Source organism: Streptomyces sp. NPDC048269, assembly GCF_040652395.1.
Lineage (GTDB): Bacteria > Actinomycetota > Actinomycetes > Streptomycetales > Streptomycetaceae > Streptomyces.
The window spans coordinates 1-18,863 of record NZ_JBEZLW010000025.1 but is presented as its reverse complement, the minus strand read 5'-3'; the positions used below and the strand labels follow the sequence as shown (position 1 = coordinate 18,863).

Genomic DNA, 18,863 nt, shown 5'->3' with positions numbered 1-18,863 from the left:
GCGGCTGACCGTCACGGCGAAGGGCATGAAGGACCGCCCTCCGGGTTTGTCAAGTCCCGACTTTCCGGGCCGTGACCCAGGAACGTGGGTGGGGCGCAATGGAGTGACGGATGACGCCGAAGAACGGCGGACGGGCAACTCCGGCCCACCACATCCCACCCCCACATTCCCCGGCCCGAGGAGCCCCTCCCCATGACCGTCACCCGGCCCCGACGCCTCGCCTCCATCCTGATCGCCACCCTCCTGGCCGGCGGAGCAGCCTCACTCACCTCCACCGCCTTCGCCGCCCCCACCTCGGCACCTTCGGGCGTCACCACCGACACCGACAGCCCGCGCACCGTCAAGACCATCACCAAGACGCCCAGGACCGTGAAGACGATCCACAAGAACGAGCAGTCCACCGACGAGCCCACCGGCCTCATCGGTGGAGGTGGAGGTGACGGAGGTAAGGGAGGTTCTGGCGTGCTCGTCGGGGGACGGGGAGGTTCCGGGGGTGACGGGGGTGCTGGCCTGCTCGCCTGGGGAGGTTCCGGGGGTGACGGGGGTGCTGGCCTGCTCGCCAGGGGAGGTTCCGGGGGGTGAAGGGGGTTCCCCTCGTACCGTCAAGAAGATCACCACGACGCCCTGACCAGCGGCGGGCCGCACCCGCCGCCGACATCTGCGGCCGACGGCCCACAGACGGCCCAGGGGGAATGAGACGACTCCGGGCCGGTGGTCGGTGACCACCGGCCCGGAGTGTCGCGCGGACCGCAGGGGCTTTGACCTGCTCTTACAGGACCGGGAGGTTCTTGCGGAGTTCGAAGGCCGTGACCTCCGAGCGGTACTCCTCCCACTCCTGCTTCTTGTTGCGCAGGAAGAAGTCGAAGACGTGTTCGCCGAGGGTCTCGGCGACCAGTTCGCTGCGTTCCATCAGGGAGATGGCCTCGCCGAGGTTCTGCGGGAGGGGTTCGATGCCCATCGCGCGGCGTTCGGCGTCGGAGAGGGCCCAGACGTCGTCGTCGGCGCCCGCCGGGAGTTCGTAGCCCTCCTCGATGCCCTTCAGGCCGGCGGCCAGGAGGACGGCGTACGTGAGGTACGGGTTGGCGCCCGAGTCGATCGAGCGGACCTCGACGCGCGAGGAGCCGGTCTTGCCCGGCTTGTACATCGGGACGCGGATCAGGGCCGAGCGGTTGTTGTGGCCCCAGCAGATGTACGAGGGGGCCTCGCCGCCCGCGCCGGCGCTGCGGGAGGAGCCGCCCCAGATGCGCTTGTACGAGTTGACCCACTGGTTGGTGACGGCCGCGGTCTCCGCCGCGTGCTTCAGCAGGCCCGCGATGAAGGAGCGGCCGACCTTGGAGAGCTGGTACTCGGCGCCCGACTCGTAGAAGGCGTTGCGGTCGCCCTCGAAGAGGGAGAGGTGGGTGTGCATGCCCGAGCCGGGGAACTCCGAGAAGGGCTTCGGCATGAAGGTGGCCTGCACGCCCTGCTCCAGGGCGACCTGCTTCATCACCAGGCGGAAGGTCATGATGTTGTCGGCCGTGGAGAGCGCGTCGGCGTAGCGGAGGTCGATCTCCTGCTGGCCCGGGGCGCCCTCGTGGTGGCTGAACTCGACGGAGATGCCCATCGATTCGAGCATGGTGATCGCCTGGCGGCGGAAATCCATGCCCACGTTCTGCGGGGTGTGGTCGAAGTAGCCGGAGTTGTCGGCGGGGGTGGGCCGGGTGCCGTCGAGCGGCTTGTCCTTCAGCAGGAAGAACTCGATCTCCGGGTGGGTGTAGAAGGTGAAGCCCAGGTCGGAGGTCTTGGCGAGGATGCGCTTGAGGACGTAGCGCGGGTCCGCGAAGGACGGGGAGCCGTCCGGCATCAGGATGTCGCAGAACATCCGGGCGGTACCGGGGGCCTCGGCGCGCCACGGCAGTATCTGGAAGGTGCTCGGGTCCGGCCTGGCGATCATGTCGGACTCGTAGACCCGCGCGAAGCCCTCGATCGCGGAGCCGTCGAAGCCGATGCCCTCGTCGAAGGCCTGCTCCAGCTCCGCGGGGGCGACCGCGACGGACTTGAGGAAGCCCAGTACGTCGGTGAACCAGAGGCGCACGAAGCGGATGTCGCGCTCCTCAAGCGTCCGGAGGACGAATTCCTGCTGCTTGTCCATGCCTTCATCCTCGCAGTTCAGACGGCCTGTGCACCACCGCCGCGAGGGCTCGGGCACAGTCGGGCGGACCCAGTATCGCCAGCGGTGGTTTCCGCCAGATTACGCACCTGGCAAAGCTCGCGGCACCCCCGCACTGACCTCGGACCCGTCATGAGCATTACCATCTGCGCCCATGGGGGGCCGGCAGTACACGCGACGGGGGCGTCAGACACGTCCCGGGCTGCTGCGCGCCGTCCTCCTCGCGGCCTCCGGTGTGCTGGCCGGGGTGCTCCTGCTCTGCGCGCGGCCGGGTGAACACCACGTCCCGACGGAGTACACGGCGGCGCAGGGCGGGGCGCAAACAGGGGTACACAGGGGGGCGCACAGCGGGGCGCACGGCGCCGCGCAAGCCGTCTGCGTGTCCCCGGACCACCAGCCGGGCTGCTCGCCGCTCGCGCACGTGATCCCGGGCGTGCTGCCCGTGCCGCCTCCCGCCGTGACCGTGGCCGGCGGGGATCCGCCGCCCGTCGCCGTGACCGGCGGGGCGGGCCGGATCCGGCCTCCCGAGCCGCTCGCCCGCGCCCCCGGCCCGTATGTCCTCCAGGTGCTGCGGACCTGACGGGTCCGGTTTCGCGTCCATCCACCCCCCTCAGCAGAAGGAACCAGGGCACCATGGCCAGCAAGTCCGGAAACACCACCGACCAGCACTCACGCCAGGCGCGCATAGCCCAGATGCGCCGGGCCGACAAGGCGCGCGACCGGCGCAACAAGGCCATCGCGATCACGGCCTCGGTGGTCGTCGTCGCCGGTCTGGCCGGTTTCGGCGCGTGGGTGATGATCGACCAGAGGCAGACCGAGCAGCGCAAGCAGGATGCCGCGGAACTGGCCCGCAAGACGCCGGTCGACGGCGAGCAGACCTGGGACGCGGCGAAGTTCGGCCGCAACCACGTCGAGACCCCGGTGAAGTACGAGATGAACCCCCCGGTCGGCGGTGACCACCACCCCCGCTGGATGAACTGCAACGGCGACGTCTACGACAATCCGGTGCCCGAGGTGAACGCCGTGCACTCGCTGGAGCACGGCGCGGTCTGGGTGACGTACAACGAGAAGGCCGGCAAGGCCGAGCTGGACAAGCTCGCCGACACGGTCGGCAAGACCCCGTACACGCTGATGAGCCCGGTCAAGGAGCAAGCCGGCACGATCATGCTCAGCGCGTGGGGCAAGCAGTTGACGGTGGAGAAGGCGGACGACCCGCGCGTGGCGCAGTTCTTCACCCGGTACGTGCAGGGCCCGCAGACCCCCGAGCCGGGCGCGGCCTGCGCGAACGGGGTGACAGGCAAGTGAGCCGTACCCCTCGTACGTACTGGGCCGCCGGCACGGCCGTGCTGCTGGCGCTGCTGTGCGCGGCGGCCGCCACGGTCGCCGCCGCGAGCGGTGACTCCGGTACGCCGGCCCGCACGCCGGGGCTGCACTCGCCGGACGCGGGCTTCGCGCGCGACATGGCGGTGCACCACCAGCAGGCGGTGGAGATGTCGTTCATCGTGCGGGACCGCACCCAGGACGAGGCGGTGCGCAGCCTCGCGTACGACATCGCCAACACCCAGGCCAACCAGCGGGGCATGATGCTCGGCTGGCTGGACCTGTGGGGGCTGCCGAAGGTGGTGGCCGGCGAGCCGCCGATGTCCTGGATGGGCACCTCCGGCGAGGACGGCGGGCACGGCGAGCACGGTGGCCACACCGGCCACGACGGACACGGCGACCACGGCCAGAACGGCGGCCACTCCGGCCACGCCGCGGCCGCCAAGCCCGGCGCGCTCATGCCCGGCATGGCCACCAAGGAGGAGCTCGCACAGCTCACCGCGGCCAGCGGCCGGGACGCGGAGGTGCTCTACCTCCAGCTGATGACCGACCACCACAAGGGCGGCGTCGAGATGGCCGAGGGCTGTGCGCGCCAGTGCGGCACCCCGGTCGAGCGGGACCTGGCGCAGGGCATGGCCGACGCGCAGAGCTCCGAGCTCACCCTGATGGCGGACATGCTGGGCAAGCGCGGAGCCGCGCCGCGCGGGTGACGCGACACGCCCGTACGGTGGTGGGTGGACGCCCTCTCACCCGTACGGGCGTGTACGCCTCCGCGAGCGGTCGCGGCGGGCCGAGCGGCCGAATGAGGACGAGGACGCCGAGGCGGGCGCATCCGCACCCGCCGAGGACGGCGCTCAGGAGGTTTACGCAATGACCACCGCCGGAGAGATCATGCACGCCGGGGCCCAGTGGATCCCCGCCACCGAGACCCTCGACCGGGCCGCCCAGATGATGGCGCGGCTGAACGTGGGCGCGCTGCCCATCAGCGACAAGACGGAACGGCTCTGTGGGATCCTCACCGACCGCGACATCGTGGTGGGCTGTGTGGCCAAGGGCCACAACCCGTCGAGGGTGACGGCCGGCGACATGGCCCAGGGCACGCCGCGCTGGATCGACGCGGGCGCGGACGTCTCCGAGGTACTGGAGGAGATGCAGAGCCACCAGATCCGCCGGCTTCCGGTGATCAGGAACAAGAAGCTCGTCGGCATGATCAGCGAGGCCGATCTCGCGAAGCACCTCTCGGAGGAGCAGATGGCCGGCTGGGCGGAGATGGTCTACGCGCGCGGCTGACCGGCGGCGGTGCGGACCGCCCGGGCCACCTGGGCCGGGCGGTCCAGCATGACCAGGTGCCCGGCGGGCTCGGCGACCTCGAAGCGGGCGCCGAGCCGGGCGGCGAGGTCCGCCTGGCGGGCGAGCCAGCGGAGGGCGCCGCGGCCGGACGAGCCGTCGTGGCACGCGAGGACGGTGGCGGGCGCGGTCAGGGGGTGCGTCTCGCGCAGGGCGAGGACCTCGGCGGCCATGTCCGGGTAGCGGGAGTTCTCCAGCAGGGCGCCGCGCCAGACGCGGCCGGTTCGGTAGCAGCGGCGTACGAGTTCCCGCGCGGCCGGGTCGCCGCCGCCGGTGCGTGAGGCCCGTACGGTCAGCCGCCGGGCGAGCGGACCCAGCGCGGCGGGCAGTCCGGCGGCCGTCAGCGCCCGGCCCACCGCGCGGGCGGCCCCGGTGCGCAGCGCGGCGGGCAGCACCGTACGGGGTGCCTCCTCCACGCTGGAGTCGAGCAGCACCAGGGCGGCGGTGCGCTGCGGGTACAGGCGGGCGAAGGCCTCGGCGTGGAACCCGGCGATCGAGTGCCCGACGACGGTGACGGGGCCCGTGACGGGGCCGGTAACGGGGCCCGTGACGGGGCCGCCGACGGGGTGGGTGGGGGAGTCGGTGAGGCCGAGGGCGTCCAGCAGTCCGGCGATCCGGTGGGCCTCCCCGGCGGCGGTCGGCGGCGCGGCGGCCGAGGCGCTGAGGCCGTGCCCGGGGCGGTCGAAGCGGACGACGGTACGGCCCTGCGCGACCAGCAGCGCGGCGACCGCGTCCCAGTCGAACCAGGCCATGGCGAGCCCGGCATCGAGCAAGGCAACGGGCCCGCGGCCCTCGACGACCACGTGCAGCGGGACCCCGTCCACCCGGACGAACCGGCCGGCGCCTCCCCCGTACCGGATGCTCACGTGCGGCCCGCCTTGTGGACGGAGTACGCGAGCACGCCCAGCCACAGCGCGACGAAGAGGACCTGCAGCCGCTGCCCCGCGCCCAGGGCCCAGGTCCCGCGGCCGGCGGTGAACAGGGCGATGGCGGACAGGGTCCAGACGGTGGCGAGCAGTTCGAGGACGACGAGCGCCGGACCGTGGCGGGCGAGGGGGGCGAACCAGCCGTAGCGGCGGGCGGCGACCGTCAGGGCCACCAGCCCGACGAGGGCGCCCGTCATGGCCAGACTGCTGCTGACGGCATGGGCCTGATGGGTGGCGGGCACCAGTCCGGCGGTCTCCCGGGCGGCGCACACGGGGTCCACGGTGGGCGCGCAGCTCAGCGGCAGCCAGGCGTCGGCGGCCGTGGCCGCGCCGAACAGGGTGACCCCGGTCCAGCCCGTGACCGCCCAGGGGCGGCGGGACTCGGCGTGCCGCACCAGCCGGAGCAGGGCGAGCAGCCCGCCGGTGAAGGCGAGCAGCCCGGCGGTGAAGTCCGTGGCCCGGAACAGGCCGCCGAGCGGCTGGTCCTGGGCGGCGAGCTCGCTGACGTACGTCTCGATGGGGTTGAGGCCGGTGGAGAGGACGACTTCGAGCACCCACGCGGTGTAGGCGGCGGCGCCCAGGCCGAGGAGCGCGGCGACCGGCCGGGCCGCCCACGGGGAGCGCCGCGGGCGCCGAGAGCTCCGGGAGCGCGGAGAGCGCAGAGAGCGGCCATTCGTGGACATGGTGTGACTAATCCTATGCGGACCGGGGCGTCGCTCCTGGGATCGGATACCCGCCCCGGGTAGCGTCCGGAGCCATGACGGGCAGTGACCGGCGAGCCGCGCCGCTCGGGGGCGCGGCCCGCGTTCCGCCGGTGGCGGCGCGGGCAACGGACGGGCCCCGCCCTCGCCATCGGCCTGCCCTCCCCCACCCGTTAGGTGCTCCCATGCGTTCACTTCCCACCCGTCGCGCCGTGCTCGGCGCATCCGCCGCAGCCGTCGCCGTCGCCGGTTCGGGGCTGCTCACCGGCTGCGCGGGCTCCGCCGGACGGGGCTCGGGCCCGGGCTCCGGAAAGGGCGCCGCGCCCCACGGTGGCTCCGCCGCCGACGGGCCCCCGGGGTACGTGGATCCGGCCGGACCGGAGGTCAAGGCCGCCGAGACCGCCCGCAAGGCCACCGGGCCGGTCACCGAGGTCAAGCTCACGGCCACCGCCGCCACGCTCGACCTCGGCGGCGGCCACACCGTCCGCTCCTGGGCGTACGAGGGCCGGCTGCCGGGCAAGGAGGTACGGGTCACCGCGGGCGGCACCCTCGCCCTCACGCTGGCCAACAACCTCCCCGAGGCCACCTCCCTGCACTGGCACGGCCTCGCGCTGCGCAACGACATGGACGGCGTCCCCGGGCTGACCCAGCGGGACATCGCCCCGGGCGGCTCCTTCGCGTACCGGTTCGCCGTCACGCACCCGGGGACGTACTGGTTCCACCCCCATTCCGGTGTGCAGCAGGACCGCGGGCTGTACGCCCCGCTCATCGTCGAGGACCCCAAGGAGCCCCTCGCGTACGACAAGGAGTGGGTGGTGGTGCTGGACGACTGGATCGACGGGGTCGACGGCGTCACCCCGGACGCCGTCCTCGCCGGACTCCGCAGGAGCCAGACCGGCGGAGGCCACGCCCACGGCACGGAGCGCGCCCCGGGCACCCCCGCCGCCACGCTCGGCCCCGCGGCCGCTCCGGGCGCCCCCGGCCGGCCGCCGCACCTGCTCGTGGGCGCCGACAGCGACGTCCTCGGCAGGGAAGCGGGCGACGTCGCCTACCCGTACTACCTGGTCAACGGCAGGGCAGCGGACGACCCGTCGGTCTTCACCGCCCGCCCCGGCGACCGGATCCGGCTCCGCGTCATCAACGCCGGCGGGGACACCGCGTTCCGGATCGCCCTCGGCGGCCACGAACTGACGGTCACCCACACGGACGGCTTCCCGGTCGAGCACGCGACGACGGGCTCGCTCCTGCTGGCCATGGGCGAGCGGTACGACGTCCTGGTCACCGCCAAGGACGGGGTGTTCCCGCTCACCGCGCTGGCCGAGGGCAAGGGCCGGTCGGCGCTCGCGGTCCTGCGCACCGGCAGCGGTGCGGCGCCCACCGCCGCGACCCGGCCGGCCGAGCTGGACGGGCCCCCGCTGATGGCGGACGCTCTCAGGCCCGCCGAATCGGCCGCGCTGGCGCCGCGCGAGCCGGACCGTACGGTCCGGCTCAGGCTGACCGGTTCCATGAGGCGGTACAACTGGGCCTTCGACGGCACGCCCTACACACCCGACCAGCGGCATCCGGTGAAGGCGGGCGAGCGGGTCCGGCTGGAGTTCAGGAACGCGACGCCGATGTGGCACCCGCTGCACCTCCACGGGCACACCTTCGCCCTCGGCGGCGAGGCCGGCGGGGCCCGCAAGGACACCGCCATCCTGCTGCCGGGCGGGAGGCTGACGGCCGATTTCGACGCGGACAACCCGGGCCTGTGGATGACGCACTGCCACAACGTCTACCACTCGGAGTCCGGGATGATGACGGTCCTCGGCTACCAGCTGTAGGCCCGTGAGGCGCAGCCGCCGGGCCCGGAATCAGGCCGGATCCAGGACATCGCCAGGACATCGCGTCAGAAAGACGATTAGACTGGGCCCGTGCCTCAACTTCGTCTCGCTCTGAATCAGATCGACTCGCACGTCGGCAACATCGCCGCCAACGCCGACTCGGTCGTCCACTGGACCCGGCACTCCGCCGAGCAGGGCGCCCACCTGGTGGCGTTCCCGGAGATGGTGCTGACCGGGTATCCCGTCGAGGACCTCGCCCTGCGCGGTTCCTTCGTCGAAGCCTCCCGCACCGCGCTGCGCGAGCTCGCGGAGCGGCTGGCGGCCGAGGGCTTCGGCGAGCTGCCGGTCGTCGTCGGCTACCTCGACCGCACCGAGAAGGCCATTCCCCGGCTCGGCAAGCCGGCCGGCTCGCCGGAGAACGCGGCCGCCGTTCTGTACCGCGGTGAGGTGGTGCTGCGCTTCGCCAAGCACCACCTCCCCAACTACGGGGTGTTCGACGAGTTCCGGTACTTCGTGCCGGGCAACACCCAGCCGGTGATCCGGGTGCGCGGCATCGACGTGGCCCTGGCCATCTGCGAGGACCTCTGGCAGGAGGGCGGCCGGGTCCCGGCCACCCGCTCCGCCGGGGCCGGGCTGCTGATCTCGGTCAACGCCTCCCCGTACGAGCGCAACAAGGACGACGTGCGACTCGAACTGGTCCGGAAGCGGGCCCAGGAGGCCGGCTGCACCCTCGCCTACGTGGCCATGATCGGCGGCCAGGACGAACTGGTCTTCGACGGCGACTCGATCGTCGTCGACGCCGGCGGCGAGGTCATCGCCCGCGCGCCGCAGTTCTCCGAGGGCTGTGTCCTCGTCGACCTGGACCTGCCCGCCGCGCGGGCCGACGCCCCGGAGGGCGTGGTGGACGACGGGCTGCGCATCGACCGCGTCATCCTCTCCGAGGAGCCCGTGGAGCCGTACGAGCCGGTCGTCACCGGTGGCTACGCCGACCGCCTCGACGACGACGAGGAGGTCTACGACGCGCTGGTCGTGGGCCTGCGCGCGTACGTGAAGAAGAACGGATTCCGCTCCGTCCTGATCGGGCTCTCCGGCGGCATCGACTCCGCGCTGGTCGCCGCGATCGCCTGCGACGCGATCGGCGCGCAGAACGTCCACGGCATCTCGATGCCCTCGAAGTACTCCTCGGACCACTCCAAGGACGACGCGGCCGATCTGGCCGAGCGGACCGGCCTGAACTTCCGGACCGTGCCGATCGCGCCGATGTTCGACGCGTACATGGGCTCGCTGGGCCTCACCGGCCTCGCCGAGGAGAACCTCCAGTCCCGGCTGCGCGGCACCATGCTGATGGCGGTCTCCAACCAGGAGGGCCACATCGTGCTGGCCCCGGGCAACAAGTCGGAGCTGGCCGTCGGCTACTCCACCCTGTACGGCGACTCGGTCGGCGCGTACGGCCCGATCAAGGACGTCTACAAGTCGGACGTCTTCCGGCTCGCCGAGTACCGCAACCGGGCCGCGGCCGAGCGCGGTGAGACCCCGCCGATCCCGGAGAATTCGATCGTGAAGCCGCCGAGCGCCGAGCTGCGCCCCGGCCAGGTGGACACGGACTCACTGCCGGACTACCCGGTGCTCGACGCGATCCTCGCGCTGTACGTGGACCGCGACCAGGGCATGGAGGCCATCGTCGGGGCCGGCTTCGACCGCGAGCTGGTGGCCAGGACCCTGCGGATGGTGGACACGGCGGAGTACAAGCGCCGCCAGTACCCGCCGGGCACGAAGATCTCCGCGAAGGGCTTCGGCAAGGACCGCCGGCTGCCCATCACGAACGGCTGGCGCGAGCAGGCGTAGCGCGCCCGTGTACGTGCGCCGGGGGCCGTGGCCCGGCCCCCGGCGGCACGTACGGACCTGCGGGACCTGCGGAACCTGCGCGTCCTACGGCTTGACGGTGACCCGGGCCGCGACCGGGAGGTGGTCGCTGGCGGTGCGCGGGAGGGTCCAGGAGGCCTCCGGCCTGATCCCGCGGACCATGATCTGGTCGATCCGGGCCATCGGGAACTGGGCCGGCCAGCTGAAGCCGAAGCCGTCGCCGGCCGCGCCCTGCGTGGAGCGCATCTGCGAGGTGACCTCGGACAGGGCGCGGTCGTTCATGGTGCCGTTGAGGTCGCCGAGCAGGATGACCTTCTTCAGCGGTTCGGCGGCCAGCGCGGCGCCCAGCGCGTCGGCGCTGTTGTCGCGCTGGTTGGCGGTGAAACCGGCGTTCAGCTTGACCCGGACCGAGGGCAGGTGGGCGACGTACGCGGCGACCTGGCCGTAGGGGGTGTCCACCGTGGCGCGCATGGCCCGGGTCCAGCCCATCCTGATGTCGACCGGCCGGGCGGCGCTCAGCGGGAACTTGCTCCACACCCCGACCGTGCCCTCGACCGCGTGGTACTTGTACGTGCCCGCCAGGGCCTTCTCGTAGACGGGGACGGCGCTGCCCTTGAGCTCGGTCAGGGCCAGCACGTCGGCCCCGGACTTCGCCACGGACTCGGCGGTGCCGCGCGGGTCGGCGTTGTCGGCGTCCACGTTGTGGGTGGCGACCATGAGGTTGCCGCCGGAGCCGGACTTGTCGGTGACCAGGCCGCCGAACAGGTTCACCCAGACCGCGGCCGTCAGCAGTATCGCGATGAGCGCGGTCGCGGAGCGGCGGTACACGGCGGCGGCCATCAGGACCGGCACGGCCAGGCCCAGCCAGGGCAGGAAGGTCTCCGTGAGGCTTCCGAGGTTGCCCACGTCGTTGGGCAGCTCCGCGTGGAAGATCATGACCAGCGCGATCAGCACGGCGATCCCGGTCAGCACCAGCCCGCGCCGCCAGATGCCCCGGTCACCGCGCAGATCGGCCAGCCGGCGCCGGAAGCGGGATCCGGAGGGCTCGGGCTCCGAGCCGCCGTTCCCCATTTCCGTCATGTACGCCTGTGCCATGCCACTGCCCTCACTGCCGTGCTCGCGCTCCGTCTCCGCCCCTTGACCCTAGGCGATGTACGAAGCCTTACGTGTTCTCCGTCACGACCGCCTCCTGTGGCGGTCGTACGTCCGGGAGGACGAACGGCCGTACGCCAGGGGTTCCGGTTGTCACGAAACGCGCATATTCGCTCGCGCGGGCCGGGCGCGCGCCCTCCACCACTTCCGCCGCGGGCCACGCGGATGCCACCATGGTGGGTGAGTCCGGGGACGCCGTGAGGGCGCCTCGAGATGACACAAGGAGCAGTTGCAATGACGCATGCCGTTTCGCCTGCCCGCGAACCCGCTTCGACGGCCTCCCCCACTCTGTACGGAGGCACGGGCACCCGGCGCATCACCGTCCGCGACCTCACCCTCGCCAAGGAACGCGGCGAGAAGTGGCCCATGCTCACCGCCTACGACGCGATGACCGCGTCCGTCTTCGACGAGGCCGGCATCCCGGTCATCCTCGTCGGCGACTCGATGGGCAACTGCCACCTCGGCTACGACTCCACCGTCCCGGTGACGATGGACCAGATGACCATGCTGTCGGCGGCCGTCGTCCGGGGCACGAGCCGCGCGCTCGTCATCGGCGACATGCCGTTCGGGTCGTACCAGGAAGGCGCCGTGCAGGCCCTGCGCAGCGCCACCCGCCTCGTCAAGGAGGCCGGCGTGGGAGCGGTGAAGCTGGAAGGCGGCGAGCGCTCGCTGCACCAGACCGAGCTGATCGTCCAGTCCGGCATCCCGGTCATGTCCCACCTGGGCCTGACCCCGCAGTCCGTCAATGCCATGGGCTACCGGGTCCAGGGCCGCGGTGACGAGGCCGCGCACCAGCTGCTCCGCGACGCCAAGGCCGCGCAGGACGCGGGCGCCTTCGCGGTGGTGCTGGAGCTGGTCCCGGCCGAGCTGGCCGCCGAGGTCACCCGGTCCCTGCACATCCCGACGGTCGGCATCGGCGCGGGCTCGGAGTGCGACGCGCAGGTACTGGTGTGGACCGACATGATGGGGCTGACCAGCGGGAAGCTGCCGCGGTTCGTGAAGCAGTACGCGAACCTGCGCCAGACCATGGGAGACGCGGCGAAGGCCTTCGCCGAGGACGTGGTCGGCGGAGCGTTCCCGCAGCCGGAGCACGCCTTCCACTGACGCGGACGTGTGACCGGACGTGTGACGCGGACCGTGACGTGGACACGGACGCGGACACGGACACGGACGTGCGTATGTGATCGACAGATCCGACAGCCCGCCGACACGGAGTCGGCGGGCTGTCGGCTTCTCCGCCGGCTGCCTGTCGGTCGGCTGTCGGTCGGCTGTCGGTGGTTTGTCAGTGCCGGCTGGTCCCATGGTGGACATGACGCGAAACGACAAGAATCCCAACGCCGTAGAAGTACGGGGGCTGGTCAAGCACTACGGCGAGACCAAGGCCCTCGACGGCGTCGACCTGGAGGTCCGCGAGGGCACCGTCCTCGGGGTCCTCGGGCCCAACGGCGCGGGCAAGACCACCCTGGTGCGCTGCCTGTCCACCCTGATCGTCCCGGACTCCGGGACCGCGACCGTCGCGGGCTACGACGTGGTCCGCCAGCCGCGGCAGCTGCGCCGCACCATCGGCCTGACCGGCCAGTACGCCTCGGTCGACGAGAAGCTCTCCGGCTGGGAGAACCTCTACATGATCGGGCGGCTGCTCGACCTGTCCCGCAAGGACGCCCGCCGCCGCGCCGACGAGATGCTGGAGCGGTTCTCCCTGACCGATGCGGCCAAGAAGGCCGCCATGAACTACTCCGGCGGCATGCGGCGGCGGCTCGACCTCGCCGCCTCGCTGATCGGCAACCCGGCCGTGCTCTACCTGGACGAGCCGACGACCGGCCTGGACCCCCGTACCCGCAACGAGGTCTGGGACGAGGTCCAGCGGCTGGTCGCCGAGGGGGCCACCGTTCTGCTCACCACCCAGTACATGGAGGAGGCCGAGCAGCTCGCCAGCGAGCTGACGGTCATCGACCACGGCAAGGTCATCGCCAACGGCAAGGTCGACGAACTCAAGGCCCGGGTCGGCGGCCGGACCCTGAAGATCCGCCCCGTGGACTCCTCGGACCTGCCGGGCATGGCCCGCTCGCTGGCCGAGGCCGGGCTCGACGGTGTGGCAGGCTCCCAGGCCGTGCCGGACGAGGGCGTGCTGCTCGTCCCGATCCTGACCGACGAGCAACTGACCGCCGTGGTCGGTCTGCTGGCCGCCCGCGGGTACGCGATCGCCGACCTCGGCACGTACCTGCCCAGCCTCGACGAGGTGTTCCTGTCCATCACCGGAAAGGAGCCGGCCTCCCCCGAGGACTCCGTTCCCACCGAGAAGACCGAGGAGGTCGCGGCATGAGCACCGTAACCACCACGAAGCCCACCCGTACCGCTGCCTCCCCGGGCCCCGCGGACACCCTGTCCGGCGAGGGCCGGATCGGCCTGCGGGCCAACCTGCGGCACATCGGCGCCCTCGTGCGCCGCAACGCCCTGCAGATCAAGCAGGACCCGGAGTCGATGTTCGACGTCCTGTTCATGCCGATCATCTTCACGCTGCTGTTCGTGTTCGTCTTCGGCGGCGCGATCTCCGGCAAGGGCAACCAGGGTGACTACGTCAACTACGTGGTCCCCGGCCTGATGGCCATGATGGGCATGAACATCGCGATGGGGGTGGGCACCGGAGTCAACGACGACTTCAAGAAGGGAGTGATGGACCGCTTCCGGTCCATGCCGATCGCCCGGTCCTCGGTGCTCATCGCCAAGATCGTCGTCGAGCTCGGCCGGATGATGGTCGCCATCACGATCCTGCTCGGCATGGGCTTCCTGCTCGGCCTGTCGATCAAGGGCTCGGTGCTGGACCTGCTCCTCTCCATCGGGCTGTCGGCGGTCTTCGGCGCCTCGCTGATGTGGATCTTCATCCTGCTCGGCCTCACCCTGCAGACCGCGCAGGCGGTGCAAGGCATGGCGATGATCGTCCTGATGCCGCTCCAGTTCGGCAGCTCGATCTTCGCCCCGCCGATCACGATGCCGGGCTGGCTCCAGGCCTTCACGGACTACAACCCGCTGTCCAACCTGGCCGACGCGGCCCGCGCCCTGATCAACGGCACCCCGCTCGGCAACTCGGTGTGGATCACCCTGGCCTGGTCGGTCGGCATCACGGCGATCACCATGCCGATCGCGGTCCGCAAGTTCCGCCAGAAGACCTGATCCGCGGACCGGTCCGTTCCGGATCGCGTCCCGGACGGGCTCCGGCCGGGGGCCGGGTCAGATGAGGGCGGTGGCCTCCTCCAGGGTGAGGCCGCCGCCTTCGGCGTACGCCGCCTCGTACACGGCGTCGCCCATCGCCGCCCGCGCCAGCTCCTCGGCCCGGGCGGAGTCCTCGCGTTCCGTGGTGACGGGGAAGTGCCCGGGCGGCAGCAGCGCCCGGTGGGCGCCGAGCAGCCTGGCCGCGTCGTACTCCCGCCGCGGGCCGCCGAGCGAGACCAGGGAGAGCGCCGCGGTCAACAGGTAGACCGCGGGCATCTGCGGGGCCACCATCCGGGCGAGCGGATCCTGGGCGGTCCCCATGGCCTGGCGCAGCAGGGAGAGCGCCTCCTCGTAGTTGCCCTCCTGGTTCGCCAGCCAGGCCAGCGTGCCGAGCAGGTAGCCGTCGAAGATGGCGAACGCGCCGAGGGCGAACTCGTCCCGCAGTGCCTGCAACTGGGCGCGAGCCTCCGCGATCCGGCCGGTGCGGCCGAGGATCCCCGCGAGGAACATCCGGGCGGCGGGCATGGCCTCGTTGCCGTACTGCTGCACCGTGGCGACGATCTCGGCGAGGATCTCCTCGGCCTCCTCCATCCGGCCGCACTCGGTGAGGGTCCCGGCCATCCGTACGCGCAGGACCGTCACCTGCGCCTTGGCGCCCAGGCGTTCCGCGTACGCGATCGCCTCGCGGAAGTCGGCGGCGGCCAGGCCGTATTCACCCCGCTTCTCCAGGGACTCGGCGCGGGCGGAGAGCGCCTCGGCGCAGCCCCAGGCGTCGCCGAGTTCACGGAAGAGGGCCAGGCTCTCGTCGGCGTCGCGCGACGCGTCGCCCGCCCAGTCGGCCCTGTTGGCAAGGATGTTGGCGCGCAGCTGGAGGGCGGAGGCGAGCTCCCAGCGGTAGCCGAGCTCGCGGGCGGTATCGACGGTCGCCTCGATGACCCGCCGGAGCAGTCCCGGATCGCCCGCGATCATGACGGCGTAGATCCAGAGGGAGGAGGGCGTCCGGCAGGTCTGCGGGAGTCCGGGGCGATAGGTGGCGATCACCCTGTCGACCCGGGCGCGGACGGCCGGGCTGTTCCAGCTGTCGTTGGTCTGGTCCCGGGATGCCAGCCGGAGCAGGTGGACGGCGCGCCAGGCCTCGGTGAGCAGTTCGCCGCTGTAGGGCGGGGGCGTGTCGACGAGCCGCTGGTACACGGGCTCCGCGGGGACGACGGGCAGCGCGAACGGGTCGGGACCGAGCGCGGCGGCCGCGTCGGACCAGTGCCGGGACTCGGAGCGCAGGTCGTGCATGTGCCAGTACCAGCCCAAGGAGTGGGTGAGGCACAGCACTTCGTCGGCGTCGCCGGCGGCGACGGCCCGGCGCAGGGCGGTACGGAGGTTCTCGTACTCGGTGGCGAGCCGGTCGGCGGCCGCGCGCTGGCCGTGGCCGCGGAGCAGGGGTTCGCTGGTGCGGGCGAGTTCGCGGTAGTGGACGAGATGGCGGCGCTCGGTGGCCTCACGGTCCCCGCCGGCCTCGGCGAGGCGTTCGGCGGCGTACTCGCCGACCGTCTCCAGGAGGCGGTAGCGCATGCCGGAGCCGTCGGGTCCGGGGGCGGCCACGACGAGGGACTTGTCGACGAGGGAGCCGAGCGTGTCGGCGACGTCGAGGCCTCCTTCGGCGCACACCGTCTCGACGGCGGCGAGGTCGCAGCCGCCCGCGAAGACGGACAGGCGGCGCAGGACGACGCGTTCGGGGTCGTCGAGCAGGTCCCAGGACCAGTCGACGACGGCCCGCAGGGTCTGCTGGCGCGGCAGCAGGGTGCGGCTGCCGCCGGTCAGGAGCCGGAAGCGGTCGTCGAGCCGGTCGGCGATCTGGCGGAGGGTGAGCAGGCGCAGCCGGGCGGCGGCCAGCTCGATGGCCAGCGGCATCCCGTCCAGCCGGCGGCAGATCTCGGCAGCCGCGGCCGGGTCCTCGGCCACGGTGAACCCTGCGCGGGCGGCGGCGCCGCGGTCGGCGAGCAGCCGCAGCGCGACCGGGTCGGGCAGCGGTTCCACCGGGCGCAGCGTCTCTCCCGGTACGCCGAGGGGTTCGCGGCTGGTGGCCAGGATCCGGACGCCGGGGCAGTGGGTGAGGAGCCGTTCGGCGAGTTCGGCGGCGGCGGCGATGACGTGCTCGCAGTTGTCGAGCAGCAGCAGGAGCCGCCGTCGTGCGCAGTGTTCGGCCAGGCGGTCGAGGGGGGCGTCCCCGGCGCGGTCGGTGAGGGCGCGCATCTCCTCGGCGGCGGCGCCGCGCAGCTTGGTCTCGCGCGCGCCGAGCGCGGCGAGCGCGGCCTCGGCGACGTCCTCGGGGTCGGCGGGTCCGTCGACGGGGGCCAGCTCGACGAGCCACACCCCGTCGGGCCAGCCGTCCTCGTCCTGTGCCTCGGCGGCCTCCTGGGACAGCCGGGTCTTGCCGGCCCCGCCCGGTCCGAGCAGCGTGACGAGCCTGGCCCGGGCGAGGTCGTCGCCGATGGCGCGAATGTCGTCCTCGCGCCCGACGAAGGTGGTGAGGCGAGCCCGCAGGTTCCCTCCGCCCGGCCCCGGCTGCCGGTCCGGCTGCGCCGATGGCCGGCCGGGGTGCGCAGGCTGGGTCCGGGCGCCCGGGAGCTGGGGCTGGGCAGCCGGCCGGGGGGCGGCGGTGGGTTCGGAAGCGAGTGCGGGTGCGGGTTCCGGTTCCGGCACGGGGTTCAGGAGTTCGGCGTGCAGGGCGCGCAGGGCCGGGCCCGGGTCCGTGCCCAGGCGGGCGGCGAGGTCCCGGCGGACGCCGTCGTACGCCGCCAGGGCCTCCGCCGGGCGGCCCGCGTCGCGCAGGGCCCGGACGCGGAGGGCCTGGAGGGGCTCGTCCAGCGGCTGCCGGGCGCACAGCGCGGTCAGCTCGGGCAGTACTTGTTCCGCCCCGCCCAGGGCCAGGGCCGCGGCGAGCCGGCCCCGCCGCGCGTCCCCCCGTACGGCCTCCCAGCGCGCGGACTCCGCGGCCGGGTCGGGGAGGTCCGTCAGGGCGGGCCCGCGCCACAGGGCGAGGGCCTCCTCGTACAGGGCCGCGGCCTTGGCCGGGTCGCCTTGCTCCAGGGCCGCGCCGCCGGCGCGGGCCAGCCGCTCGAAGCGGTACAGGTCGATGTCCTCGCGGTCGGCGGCCAGCAGGTAGCCACCCTCGGCGGACCGTACGGCCTCGTGTCCCAGCGCCCGCCGCAGCCGCGCGACCAGCGCCTGCAGGGCGGCCACCGCGTCGGCCGGCGGATCGCCGTCCCACACCTCGGCGACCAGCAGGTCCGCCGGGACCGCCCGCCCGGGGCGCAGCGCGAGCCCGGTCAGCAGCGCCCGCAGGCGTGCTCCGCCGACGGCGACGGGGGTCCCGTCGTCGCGTATGACCTGGGTGGTGCCGAGAATCGCGTAACGCACCGGCCCATTGTCGCCGGAGCCGGGCCCGGACCCGACCCCATTTGTGTCCGGGCGCCGGGATAGGTTTCGCCGCATGGGTCATCAGGGCAGCCGCGGCGAGCGGCGCATCAGTTCCGTGTTCCTCGGCATCGTCGCCGTCATGGCGGTCACCGGCTGGGCCGTGTGGACGGGGTACTCGACGAGCACCGGGCTCGCCGTGTTCCTCTTCGTGACCTCGGCGTGGATCGTCTCCCTCTGCCTGCACGAGTACGCGCACGCCCGGACCGCCCTGCACGGCGGCGACCTCTCGGTCGGTGCCAAGGGCTACCTGACGCTGAATCCGCTGAAGTACACGCACGCGCTGCTCAGCATCGTCCTGCCGGTGCTCTTCGTGATCCTGGGCGGCCTGGGCCTGCCCGGCGGCGCGGTGTACATCGAGCACGACCGCATCCAGGGCCGCTGGAAGCACAGCCTGATCTCGGCGGCGGGCCCGCTGACCAACGTGGCCTTCGCCGTGGTGTGCACGGCCCCGTTCTGGCTCGACGCCCTCGACGGCGTCCCGCCGGCCTTCCGTTTCGCACTCGCGTTCCTCGCCCTGCTCCAGGTGTCGGCGGCGATCCTGAACTTCCTGCCGGTGCCGGGGCTCGACGGCTACGGGGTGATCGAGCCGTGGCTGTCGTACAAGGTGCGCCGCGAAATGGCGCCGCTGGCGCCGTTCGGCCTGATCGCGGTCTTCGCGCTGCTGTGGATCCCGGAGGTCAACGCGTTCTTCTTCGAGGTGGTGCGCGATGTGCTGTCCGGGCTCGGCGTGTCGGACCTGGAGACGTACTGCGGCCGCGACCTCTACCGCTTCTGGGTCGAGACCGACGGCTTCTGCACGGCCCCGTCCTAGTGTTCTGAGTCTGGAGTTCTGTTCAGTTGTAGGCTTTCGGTATGGCGATGGGGCGGCCGAAGGCCGAGTTGGTGCTGACGGACGAGGAGC

Annotated in this window: 16 protein-coding genes; 11 read left to right on the top strand and 5 right to left on the bottom strand. The window is 72.5% G+C overall.

Going from position 1 to position 18,863, the window contains the following annotated elements; translation table 11 throughout:
* Nucleotides 1-192: 192 nt before the first annotated feature.
* Nucleotides 193-582, top strand: coding sequence for a hypothetical protein (locus AB0D48_RS24365; RefSeq protein WP_362400653.1), 390 nt, complete (start codon nt 193-195; stop codon nt 580-582).
* Nucleotides 583-769: 187 nt separating this feature from the next.
* On the opposite strand, the gene AB0D48_RS24360 is transcribed toward AB0D48_RS24365, so the two are convergent.
* Nucleotides 770-2,131: a glutamine synthetase family protein gene (locus AB0D48_RS24360; RefSeq protein ID WP_362400650.1), complete on the bottom strand. Its 1,362-nt coding sequence runs from the start codon at nt 2,129-2,131 to the stop codon at nt 770-772.
* A gap of 172 nt (nt 2,132-2,303) precedes the next feature.
* On the opposite strand from AB0D48_RS24360, the gene AB0D48_RS24355 reads away from it, so the two are divergent.
* The 4 genes from AB0D48_RS24355 to AB0D48_RS24340 all read left to right on the top strand — a co-directional run bounded on the left by AB0D48_RS24355 (nt 2,304) and on the right by AB0D48_RS24340 (nt 4,759).
* Nucleotides 2,304-2,729, top strand: coding sequence for a hypothetical protein (locus AB0D48_RS24355; RefSeq protein ID WP_362400647.1), 426 nt, complete (start codon nt 2,304-2,306; stop codon nt 2,727-2,729).
* 53 nt (nt 2,730-2,782) lie between these two features.
* Nucleotides 2,783-3,454: a DUF3105 domain-containing protein gene (locus AB0D48_RS24350; protein WP_362400644.1), complete on the top strand. Its 672-nt coding sequence runs from the start codon at nt 2,783-2,785 to the stop codon at nt 3,452-3,454.
* A complete protein-coding gene (locus tag AB0D48_RS24345) occupies nt 3,451-4,179 on the top strand; it encodes a DUF305 domain-containing protein (protein WP_362400641.1) in 729 nt (242 codons plus the stop codon). The genes AB0D48_RS24350 and AB0D48_RS24345 overlap by 4 nt, the downstream gene beginning before the upstream one ends.
* Before the next feature lie 160 nt (nt 4,180-4,339).
* A complete protein-coding gene (locus AB0D48_RS24340) occupies nt 4,340-4,759 on the top strand; it encodes a CBS domain-containing protein (RefSeq protein ID WP_362400638.1) in 420 nt (139 codons plus the stop codon).
* Here the strand turns inward: AB0D48_RS24340 and AB0D48_RS24335 are convergent.
* Both AB0D48_RS24335 and AB0D48_RS24330 read right to left on the bottom strand, forming a co-directional pair.
* Complete coding sequence (locus AB0D48_RS24335) at nt 4,744-5,682, bottom strand: alpha/beta hydrolase (protein WP_362400635.1); 939 nt, start codon at nt 5,680-5,682, stop codon at nt 4,744-4,746. The genes AB0D48_RS24340 and AB0D48_RS24335 overlap by 16 nt on opposite strands.
* Nucleotides 5,679-6,425, bottom strand: a complete 747-nt coding sequence (locus AB0D48_RS24330) for a DUF998 domain-containing protein (protein ID WP_362400632.1) — start codon at nt 6,423-6,425, stop codon at nt 5,679-5,681. Before AB0D48_RS24330 ends, AB0D48_RS24335 begins: the two co-directional genes overlap by 4 nt.
* A gap of 203 nt (nt 6,426-6,628) precedes the next feature.
* Between AB0D48_RS24330 and AB0D48_RS24325 the strand changes: the two genes are divergently transcribed.
* Nucleotides 6,629-8,263: a multicopper oxidase family protein gene (locus AB0D48_RS24325; protein ID WP_362400629.1), complete on the top strand. Its 1,635-nt coding sequence runs from the start codon at nt 6,629-6,631 to the stop codon at nt 8,261-8,263.
* Nucleotides 8,264-8,353: 90 nt separating this feature from the next.
* Entirely contained in the window at nt 8,354-10,108 is a 1,755-nt protein-coding gene (locus tag AB0D48_RS24320; protein ID WP_362400626.1) for an NAD+ synthase, read from the top strand.
* 84 nt (nt 10,109-10,192) lie between these two features.
* Here AB0D48_RS24320 and AB0D48_RS24315 read toward each other — a convergent pair whose 3' ends face one another.
* Nucleotides 10,193-11,221, bottom strand: a complete 1,029-nt coding sequence (locus AB0D48_RS24315) for an endonuclease/exonuclease/phosphatase family protein (protein WP_362400623.1) — start codon at nt 11,219-11,221, stop codon at nt 10,193-10,195.
* Between the two features lie 291 nt (nt 11,222-11,512).
* Here AB0D48_RS24315 and panB point away from each other — a divergent pair, with 291 nt between their 5' ends.
* From panB to AB0D48_RS24300, 3 genes are all read left to right on the top strand, one after another.
* Nucleotides 11,513-12,382 (top strand): 3-methyl-2-oxobutanoate hydroxymethyltransferase, encoded by an 870-nt coding sequence (panB, locus tag AB0D48_RS24310; protein ID WP_362400620.1) that lies wholly within the window; start codon nt 11,513-11,515, stop codon nt 12,380-12,382.
* Nucleotides 12,383-12,578: 196 nt separating this feature from the next.
* Nucleotides 12,579-13,601: an ATP-binding cassette domain-containing protein gene (locus AB0D48_RS24305; RefSeq protein WP_362400617.1), complete on the top strand. Its 1,023-nt coding sequence runs from the start codon at nt 12,579-12,581 to the stop codon at nt 13,599-13,601.
* Nucleotides 13,598-14,449: an ABC transporter permease gene (locus AB0D48_RS24300; RefSeq protein ID WP_362400614.1), complete on the top strand. Its 852-nt coding sequence runs from the start codon at nt 13,598-13,600 to the stop codon at nt 14,447-14,449. Before AB0D48_RS24305 ends, AB0D48_RS24300 begins: the two co-directional genes overlap by 4 nt.
* A 57-nt stretch (nt 14,450-14,506) precedes the next feature.
* On the opposite strand, the gene AB0D48_RS24295 is transcribed toward AB0D48_RS24300, so the two are convergent.
* Nucleotides 14,507-17,902 (bottom strand): BTAD domain-containing putative transcriptional regulator, encoded by a 3,396-nt coding sequence (locus AB0D48_RS24295; protein ID WP_362400612.1) that lies wholly within the window; start codon nt 17,900-17,902, stop codon nt 14,507-14,509.
* Nucleotides 17,903-17,975: 73 nt separating this feature from the next.
* Here AB0D48_RS24295 and AB0D48_RS24290 point away from each other — a divergent pair, with 73 nt between their 5' ends.
* Nucleotides 17,976-18,773 carry a site-2 protease family protein gene (locus tag AB0D48_RS24290; RefSeq protein ID WP_362400609.1) on the top strand — a complete coding sequence of 266 codons (798 nt, stop codon included), beginning with the start codon at nt 17,976-17,978 and terminating at the stop codon, nt 18,771-18,773.
* Nucleotides 18,774-18,863 lie beyond the last annotated feature (90 nt).

What these genes read in the sequence shown, in the direction of transcription:
- AB0D48_RS24365 (WP_362400653.1), top strand. Translation starts at nt 193, where the DNA reads ATGACCGTCACCCGGCCCCGACGCCTCGCCTCCATCCTGATCGCCACC.
- AB0D48_RS24360 (WP_362400650.1), bottom strand. Translation starts at nt 2,131, where the DNA reads ATGGACAAGCAGCAGGAATTCGTCCTCCGGACGCTTGAGGAGCGCGAC.
- AB0D48_RS24355 (WP_362400647.1), top strand. Translation starts at nt 2,304, where the DNA reads ATGGGGGGCCGGCAGTACACGCGACGGGGGCGTCAGACACGTCCCGGG.
- AB0D48_RS24350 (WP_362400644.1), top strand. Translation starts at nt 2,783, where the DNA reads ATGGCCAGCAAGTCCGGAAACACCACCGACCAGCACTCACGCCAGGCG.
- AB0D48_RS24340 (WP_362400638.1), top strand. Translation starts at nt 4,340, where the DNA reads ATGACCACCGCCGGAGAGATCATGCACGCCGGGGCCCAGTGGATCCCC.
- AB0D48_RS24330 (WP_362400632.1), bottom strand. Translation starts at nt 6,425, where the DNA reads ATGTCCACGAATGGCCGCTCTCTGCGCTCTCCGCGCTCCCGGAGCTCT.
- AB0D48_RS24325 (WP_362400629.1), top strand. Translation starts at nt 6,629, where the DNA reads ATGCGTTCACTTCCCACCCGTCGCGCCGTGCTCGGCGCATCCGCCGCA.
- AB0D48_RS24315 (WP_362400623.1), bottom strand. Translation starts at nt 11,221, where the DNA reads ATGGCACAGGCGTACATGACGGAAATGGGGAACGGCGGCTCGGAGCCC.
- panB (WP_362400620.1), top strand. Translation starts at nt 11,513, where the DNA reads ATGACGCATGCCGTTTCGCCTGCCCGCGAACCCGCTTCGACGGCCTCC.
- AB0D48_RS24305 (WP_362400617.1), top strand. Translation starts at nt 12,579, where the DNA reads ATGGTGGACATGACGCGAAACGACAAGAATCCCAACGCCGTAGAAGTA.
- AB0D48_RS24300 (WP_362400614.1), top strand. Translation starts at nt 13,598, where the DNA reads ATGAGCACCGTAACCACCACGAAGCCCACCCGTACCGCTGCCTCCCCG.
- AB0D48_RS24290 (WP_362400609.1), top strand. Translation starts at nt 17,976, where the DNA reads ATGGGTCATCAGGGCAGCCGCGGCGAGCGGCGCATCAGTTCCGTGTTC.